Below are 6,579 nucleotides of genomic sequence, written 5' to 3' on the forward strand. Positions count from 1 at the left end.
AATATTAGCGATGCCGCTCAGCGTTGTCAAAGCCTGAATGGATAAATGCGATCGTTTGCTGAAATATTCCCCATTTCGCCGCTTATTCAGACGCAACCGGTTGTTTTATGCACTTTTCGCGTTCGGGGCGCGGGTATTTCCACAACCAGCGGCCAGTGACCATACGCCAGTAAAATAACGCGGCGCGTACGGCCCAGTCGAAGAACATACCTAACCAAACGCCGACAACTCCCCATCCTAATACGATACCGAGGGTGTAACCCGCGACTACGCGGCAGCCCCACATGCCCAGCATCGATACCCACATAGCAAAACGTGCATCTCGCGCACCTTTAAAGCCTGCTGGTAATACCCAGGAGGCTGCCCATATCGGCATAAATGCTGCGTTGAGCCAAATCAGGATGACTATGACCTCTTTTACATCCTGATCGTGGGTATAAAATGAGGCCATCACCCCGGCGAAAGGAGCGGTTAACCAGGCAATTGCCGTCAGGCCGATCGTCGACAGCCAGAATACATGCCGTAGCTGGATTTCAGCCTGAGCAATCTGGCCATTTCCCAAACGCCTGCCGGTAATGATTGTCGACGCGGAACCTAAAGCATTACCCGGTAAGTTGATAAGCGCGGCGATAGAAAATGCAATAAAGTTCCCGGCGATAACGCTGGTTCCCATGCCTGAAACAAACATCTGCGTCAAAAGTTTACCGCCATTGAACAGCACTGACTCGATACTTGCCGGAATGCCGATCCCCATCACCTCCCAGATAATGGCGAGATTGAGTGGCTTAAAATAGCTTTTGAAGGGAATTCGCAGCGCGGGGTTAAAACCAATCATCAGTACCCAGATGATGGCAATCGCCCCGATGTAGCGCGAAATGGTCAGTCCCAGACCTGCTCCCACAAATCCCAGACCTTGCCAGGAAAAGATCCCGTAAATCAGGATGCTACTGATGATGATATTCAGGATGTTCATGCCGCCGTTAATCAACAACGGTATTTTTGTATTTCCGGCTCCACGTAGTGCGCCACTGCCAATCAGCGCAATGGCTGCTGCCGGGTAGCTGAGCACCGTCAGCTCCAGATAGGTGAGTGCCAAAGCTTTAACGTCTGGCGTTGCTTCACCTGCGACAACGTCAATAATCTGTTGACCAAAATAGTGAATGACCGCTGCCAGAACGGTAGCAAAAATTGTCATGATCACCAGTGATTGTCTGGCCGCGGCTCTGGCCCGTCGACGATCTCGTTTCCCGAGGCTAAATGCTACAACCACAGTGGTGCCCAGATCGATGGCGGCGAAAAATGCCATGATGACCATATTAAAGCTGTCGGCGAGTCCAACCCCGGCCATCGCTTCTTTTCCCAACCAGCTGACCAGGAAAGTACTCAGAACACCCATCAATAGCACACAGGTGTTTTCCAGAAAAATGGGGACAGCCAGCGGAGTGATTTCGCGCCAAAAGAGAACCTTATAACTCTTGCGTTTGGCATACCAGGGCGTGCGGGAAGCGACCTGGTGTAAGGCAGCGGAGACGTTCAAAGTGGACCTTAACGAAGAAAGTTGAAACCTCATTTCAAATGATGAGGGAGAATCAAAAAAGCTGCAAAGTTTTTTCTATTTAAAATGTCTGTAAATGCAACAAACTGTCGAGAGAAGCATCAATTGATTCGCATTCGAGGAAATGGGGTTTGACAAAATTTTTTTCGCCGCTAAGATAAGCCTCCACAACGATTCCTCTGTAGTTCAGTCGGTAGAACGGCGGACTGTTAATCCGTATGTCACTGGTTCGAGTCCAGTCAGAGGAGCCATATTTAAGAAGCCTGCTTAGGAAACTAAGCAGGCTTTTTGCTTTTTGTTTCAAGCCTGATCGAGCGAAGCTACACCGGAATCTTACGCCGGGAAATCCCCATGCTGACGCGCAACCAACGTCAGAATGGAATACAGCGCCACCGCCTGCTGGTGCTGATTAAAGATCTCCACCGACCACTCCACCACGCCGGCCGCTTTTTCTTCGGCATTGCGCTGACGTTTCACCGTTTTGCGTTTGCAGGTTAAACGCACCTGGATAGTGTCGCCCGGCTTAACCGGCTCGATAAAGCGCAGGTTTTCCATGCCATAGTTGGCAATCACCGGACCGACGCCCGCGTCAACAAACAGACCGGCTGCGGCGGAAATCAGGAAGTAACCGTGCACCACGCGCTCGCCGAAAATGGAATCGGCTGCTGCAATCTTGTCCATATGGGCGTAGAAGTGGTCACCGCTGAGGCAGGCAAAGTTAACGATATCCGCTTCGGTCAGTGTACGACGTGGCGTCAGCAGGCTGTCGCCCGGCTGGATCTCTTCGAAGTATTTACGGAACGGGTGAATACGATCTTCCTCTACCCGAGCGCCACGCACCCACTGTTGGCTTACCGCCGCGAGCATGGTTGGGCTGCCCTGAATGGCGGTGCGTTGCATGTAGTGTTTCACCGCACGCAGACCGCCCAGCTCTTCACCGCCGCCTGCACGTCCAGGCCCGCCGTGGACCAGCTGTGGCAGCGGAGAGCCGTGACCGGTCGATTCCGCCGAGGACTCTTCGTTCAGCACCTGAATACGCCCGTGGGCACGGGCCGCACCGAGGACAAACTCTCGCGCCAGTTCGCCGCTCGCCGTCACCAGTGTTCCTGCCAGACTGCCTTCACCGGCGCGCGCCAGCGTCATGGCATGCTCGGTATTTTGATACGGCATCAGCGTGGCGACCGGACCAAAGGCTTCAATTGCATGTACCGCGCCAATTTCATCCGGCTGCGGACAAAACAGCAGCGTTGGCGGGAAGAAAGCCCCAGCCGTGCTCAGATCTGCTTTTCCGCCCAGCAGCACCTCACACCCGGCTTCAACCAGACGATTCACATTATCCTGCACGTCCTGACGCTGATCGTTATTCACCAGCGACCCCATCTTCACGCCTTCCTGCGCCGGATCGCCCACTATCACTTTTTGCAGACGGGTAATCAGCGCCTCGCTGACCGCTTTCACCTGCGCCTGTGGCACGATAATGCGGCGGATAGCGGTACATTTTTGCCCGGCTTTGGTCGTCATCTCGCGCACGACTTCACGTACAAACAGTGCAAACTCAGGCTGTTCTGGGGTGACGTCATCACCAAGCACACAGCAGTTGAGTGAATCCGCTTCCATGGTGAATGGAACCGATTTAGCCACCAGATTGGGGTGCACGCGCAACTGTTGCCCGGTATGAGCAGAACCGGTAAAGGTCACCACATCCTGGCTGTCGAGGTGATCGAGCAGGTCGCCCGCGCCACCACAGATAAGGCTAATTGCGCCGTTCGGTACCAGGCCACTGTCGATAATCGCTTTCACCATTGCCTGAGTGAGCTGCGCGGTGGCGGTTGCAGGTTTGATAATGGCTGGCATCCCGGCAAGCCAGGTTGGCGCCAGCTTCTCTAACATACCCCAGCAGGGGAAGTTAAAGGCGTTGATATGCACGGCAACACCGGATTTGGAGGTCAGCACGTGGCGTGCGGCAAAACCGCCCTGTTTGGACAGCGGGATCAGTTCGTCTTCCGGCCACAGCGTATCGTCCGGCAGCTCGCGGGCACCGAGACTGGCATAAGTGAAAAGCGTGCCAATGCCGCCTTCGATATCGACCCAGCTGTCACCGCGCGTTGCTCCGGTTTGCGCGGATATGGCATAGAAATCGGCTTTCAGTTCCATTAAATGCTTCGCCACCGCTTTTAGCATCGCGCTGCGCTCAATAAAACTCATTGCCTGTAACGCTTTGCCGCCGTGCTCAATAGCAAAGCGGCGCGCCTGCGCCATATCCAGTCCAACGCTTGTCACTTCCCAAAGCGCTTCACCGGTAAGGGCGTGGTGGATGGTGCGGGTGCGGCCCCGGCCTGTCTGCCAGGCACCGGATAAATAACTGGCTAACTGCTGCATCGTTAATCTCCAGATGTGTTCCGTAATATCTCTTTAAATAGTTCTTTTATGAATCACAAAATGCAAGCGAGATTTTAATAATTTATTAACAATGGGATCGCGAACACTTTACCTTTATTGGTTATCTATCTGTTATTAATGGATAAACAAAAACCATTTGCGACAAGTATCGCAAAACCAGCAAACAAAATTTGTGGTTTTATTTAACCAAGATGTAACTTTTATAAAACAAAGTGATTCACAAATATTGATTTGTTGAAATTATCGGAATCATAAGGTGATGAAGTGACAGAAGAACAACGCTTTGACCAGCGCATCGCGCAGGAAACGGCCATCGAGCCGCAGGACTGGATGCCGGACGCATACCGTAAGACGCTGATCCGCCAGATTGGCCAGCATGCGCACTCGGAAATTGTCGGCATGTTACCGGAAGGCAACTGGATAACCCGCGCACCCACGCTGCGGCGTAAGGCCATTCTGCTCGCAAAAGTACAGGACGAGGCCGGACACGGTCTGTACCTCTACAGCGCGGCGGAAACACTGGGCTGCGCGCGTGAAGATCTGTACCAGAAGATGCTCGACGGCCAGATGAAATACTCCTCCATCTTCAACTACCCAACCCTGAGCTGGGCGGATATCGGTGTGATCGGCTGGCTGGTCGATGGCGCGGCGATTGTTAACCAGGTGGCGCTGTGTCGTACCTCCTACGGCCCGTATGCCAGGGCGATGGTCAAAATCTGCAAAGAAGAGAGCTTCCATCAGCGTCAGGGCTTCGAAGCGTGTATGGCGCTGGCTACCGGTAGCGAGGATCAGCGTCAGATGCTGCAGGACGCCATCAACCGTTTCTGGTGGCCCGCGCTGATGATGTTTGGCCCGAACGACGACAACTCACCGAACAGCGCCCGCAGCATGGCGTGGAAAATCAAACTGCACTCCAACGACGAACTGCGTCAGCGCTTTGTTGATAACACGGTCCCGCAGGTAGAAATCCTCGGTATGACAGTGCCGGACGCCGACCTACAGCTTGATGAAACGACGGGGAAATATCGATTCGGTGAGATCGACTGGCAGGAATTTAATGAGGTCATCAACGGTCGTGGTGTCTGCAACCACGAACGTCTGGGCGCAAAGCGTAAGGCCTGGGAAGAAGGGGCATGGGTGCGCGAGGCCGCACTGGCGCACGCCGAAAAGCAACAGGCCCGCGACGCGGCGTAAGGAGAGAGTCATGAGCAAAACATACTGGCCGTTATACGAAGTTTTTGTCCGCAGCAAACAGGGGTTATCACACCGTCACGTTGGCAGTCTGCATGCCGCCGATGACCAGATGGCGCTGGAAAATGCCCGCGATGCCTATACACGACGCAGCGAAGGCTGCTCCATCTGGGTGGTGAAAGCCAGCGAAATTGTTGCGTCACAGCCGGAAGAACGCGGTGAGTTTTTTGACCCGGCGGAGAGCAAAGTCTATCGCCATCCCACGTTCTACACCGTGCCGGACGGCATGGAACATATGTGAGGCAACGATGAATAACCTGAATCCCGTTGCAACCTATGCCCTGCGTCTGGGCGATAACGGCCTGGTGCTGGCTCAGCGTCTGGGTGCCTGGTGCGGTCATGCGCCGGAGCTGGAGATTGATCTGGCGCTGGCTAACATCGGCCTCGACCTGCTGGGGCAGGCGCGCAACTTCCTCAGCTACGCCGCCGAACTGGCGGGTAGCGGCGACGAAGACACACTGGCTTTTGGTCGTGACGAGCGTCAGTTCCGCAATCTGTTGCTGGTGGAACAGCCTAACGGCAACTTTGCCGACACGATCGCTCGCCAGTTCTTTATCGACGTCTGGCATGTGGCGCTATTCACTCGTTTGGTTAACAGCCGCGATAAGCAGATTGCCGCTATCGCTGCCAAAGGACTGAAAGAAGTGCGTTATCACCTGCGCTTCAGCCGCGGCTGGCTGGAGCGACTGGGGAATGGTACTGACTACTCCGCGCAACTGATGCAGCAGGCGGTGGACAATCTGTGGCGTTACACCGGCGAATTGTTCCTTGCCGACGAACTGGAGATCGCTCTGGCCAGGCAGGGCATTGCCGTCGATCCGCGCGAACTGCAAACCGAATGGCAAATGACGGTACACACTGCGCTGATTGATTCTGGTTTACAGGTTCCGCAAGAGGCGGCGTTTCGCAATGGCGGTAAGCAGGGGCTACACAGCGAACATCTCGGGCCGATGTTGGCCGAGATGCAGTACTTGCAGCGTGCGTATCCTGGGCAGCAGTGGTAGCAGGAGGTGGCTATGCAACGTCTTACCGCGATCGCACCGCCAGAGGTGCACACCGTTTGGGGGCTGTTAAGTGCGATTTCCGATCCGGAAGTGCCGGTGCTGACCATCACCGATCTCGGCATGGTACGCAGCGTTGAGCGCTGCGGCGACGGCTGGGTTATCGGCTTTACGCCGACGTACTCCGGCTGCCCGGCCACCGAGCATCTACTGGGTGAAATTCGCATGGTGATGGCGGAGCACGGCTATACGCCAGTACATATCGTCCTGCAGCTTGACCCACCGTGGACCACTGACTGGATGAGCCCGGACGCCCGCGAACGCCTGCGCCAGTATGGTATCAGCCCGCCGCAGGCCCACGCCTGCCATGCC

At 55.0% G+C, this 6,579-nt stretch carries 6 protein-coding genes and 1 tRNA gene; 5 read left to right on the forward strand and 2 right to left on the reverse strand.

Features of this window, described 5'->3' with window-relative positions:
• Positions 1 to 82 precede the first annotated feature (82 nt).
• Complete coding sequence (locus tag FDW94_RS21025; protein ID WP_121567563.1) at positions 83 to 1,570, reverse strand: EmmdR/YeeO family multidrug/toxin efflux MATE transporter; 1,488 nt, start codon at positions 1,568 to 1,570, stop codon at positions 83 to 85.
• A 160-nt stretch (positions 1,571 to 1,730) separates the two neighbouring features.
• Between FDW94_RS21025 and FDW94_RS21030 the strand changes: the two genes are divergently transcribed.
• Positions 1,731 to 1,806: transfer RNA gene (locus FDW94_RS21030), tRNA-Asn, on the forward strand.
• 82 nt (positions 1,807 to 1,888) lie between these two features.
• Here FDW94_RS21030 and paaZ read toward each other — a convergent pair.
• On the reverse strand, positions 1,889 to 3,934 hold the full coding sequence (paaZ, locus tag FDW94_RS21035) for a phenylacetic acid degradation bifunctional protein PaaZ (RefSeq protein ID WP_137378206.1): 2,046 nt from the start codon (positions 3,932 to 3,934) through the stop codon (positions 1,889 to 1,891).
• Positions 3,935 to 4,219: 285 nt separating this feature from the next.
• Here paaZ and paaA point away from each other — a divergent pair, with 285 nt between their 5' ends.
• The 4 genes from paaA to paaD form a co-directional block, all read left to right on the forward strand.
• Positions 4,220 to 5,149 carry a 1,2-phenylacetyl-CoA epoxidase subunit PaaA gene (paaA, locus tag FDW94_RS21040; RefSeq protein ID WP_137378207.1) on the forward strand — a complete coding sequence of 310 codons (930 nt, stop codon included), beginning with the start codon at positions 4,220 to 4,222 and terminating at the stop codon, positions 5,147 to 5,149.
• Between the two features lie 10 nt (positions 5,150 to 5,159).
• Positions 5,160 to 5,447, forward strand: coding sequence for a 1,2-phenylacetyl-CoA epoxidase subunit PaaB (gene paaB, locus FDW94_RS21045; RefSeq protein ID WP_032943000.1), 288 nt, complete (start codon positions 5,160 to 5,162; stop codon positions 5,445 to 5,447).
• 7 nt (positions 5,448 to 5,454) lie between these two features.
• Positions 5,455 to 6,210, forward strand: a complete 756-nt coding sequence (gene paaC, locus FDW94_RS21050; protein WP_137378208.1) for a 1,2-phenylacetyl-CoA epoxidase subunit PaaC — start codon at positions 5,455 to 5,457, stop codon at positions 6,208 to 6,210.
• A 12-nt stretch (positions 6,211 to 6,222) separates the two neighbouring features.
• Positions 6,223 to 6,579: 1,2-phenylacetyl-CoA epoxidase subunit PaaD (gene paaD, locus FDW94_RS21055; RefSeq protein ID WP_249358657.1), on the forward strand; the 357-nt coding region annotated here is incomplete at its 3' end.

This window comes from Citrobacter sp. wls757 (genome assembly GCF_005280935.1).
In the GTDB taxonomy this organism is placed as follows: domain Bacteria; phylum Pseudomonadota; class Gammaproteobacteria; order Enterobacterales; family Enterobacteriaceae; genus Citrobacter; species Citrobacter portucalensis.

Bases quoted from the DNA above. Each gene is read 5' to 3' on its own strand.
- paaB (WP_032943000.1), top strand. From the start codon at position 5,160: ATGAGCAAAACATACTGGCCGTTATACGAAGTTTTTGTCCGCAGCAAA.
- paaZ (WP_137378206.1), bottom strand. From the start codon at position 3,934: ATGCAGCAGTTAGCCAGTTATTTATCCGGTGCCTGGCAGACAGGCCGG.
- paaC (WP_137378208.1), top strand. From the start codon at position 5,455: ATGAATAACCTGAATCCCGTTGCAACCTATGCCCTGCGTCTGGGCGAT.
- FDW94_RS21025 (WP_121567563.1), bottom strand. From the start codon at position 1,570: ATGAGGTTTCAACTTTCTTCGTTAAGGTCCACTTTGAACGTCTCCGCT.